This is a genomic window from Mesorhizobium sp. M7A.F.Ca.AU.002.02.1.1, from assembly GCF_003998535.1.
Lineage (GTDB): Bacteria > Pseudomonadota > Alphaproteobacteria > Rhizobiales > Rhizobiaceae > Mesorhizobium > Mesorhizobium ciceri.
Map to the genome: position 1 here is coordinate 1 of NZ_RZPB01001383.1, position 707 is coordinate 707.

General features: G+C 58.6%; 2 protein-coding genes. Both read left to right on the forward strand.

The features are described 5' to 3' along the window. Window positions 1–209: 3-oxoacyl-[acyl-carrier-protein] synthase III C-terminal domain-containing protein (locus EN879_RS37870; protein ID WP_281034637.1), on the forward strand; the 209-nt coding region annotated here is incomplete at its 5' end. Between the two features lie 103 nt (window positions 210–312). Beyond that, the gene (locus EN879_RS37875) at window positions 313–636 is read left to right on the forward strand and encodes an integration host factor subunit alpha (RefSeq protein ID WP_013532231.1); all 324 of its coding nucleotides are present in this window, start codon (window positions 313–315) and stop codon (window positions 634–636) included. Window positions 637–707: the final 71 nt, after the last annotated feature.

Genomic DNA, 707 nt, shown 5'->3' on the forward strand with positions numbered 1-707 from the left:
GAATTATTGACGCTTCCGCCAAGAAGCTCGGGATAGCTGAGCAAAAGGTGGTGGTTACGGTCGATTTGCACGGTAACACCTCGGCTGCTTCCGTGCCGTTGGCGCTGTCGGTGGCCGTTGCCGACGGCCGCATCAAGAAGGGCGATCTCGTCCTCCTGGAAGCGATGGGTGGCGGCTTCACCTGGGGCGCTGTCCTGGTTCGCTGGTAAGTGCCGAACGGTCCAGTTTCGGTCCTTGACCTTGACGGATCAATTACTTAGGCTCTGCCGTTGTTGTGCCGAATTTTATGTTTTGAGCTGATGGGACGGTCGCATGGGGGGAAAGACACTTACGCGCGCCGACCTTGCCGAGGCAGTTTACCGGAAGGTCGGCCTGTCGCGCACTGAATCGGCCGAACTCGTCGAAGCGGTGCTGGATGAAATCTGCGAAGCCATCGTGCGCGGCGAAACGGTGAAGCTGTCGTCCTTCGCGACATTCCACGTCCGCTCCAAGAACGAGCGTATCGGCCGCAATCCCAAGACTGGCGAGGAAGTGCCGATCCTGCCGCGTCGGGTGATGACCTTCAAGTCGTCCAACGTGCTGAAGAGCCGTATCTTGCGCTCCCATCAGAGCGGCAAGGCCAAAAGCGGCAAGTAATCCTAGAGCGCGGTTGAAAACCGCCACCGCCATGACGCCGGGCTTGAATATTGCTTCATAAACCGCTGAAA

Coding starts and splice junctions, on each gene's coding strand:
- EN879_RS37875 (WP_013532231.1), top strand. CDS start 313: ATGGGGGGAAAGACACTTACGCGCGCCGACCTTGCCGAGGCAGTTTAC.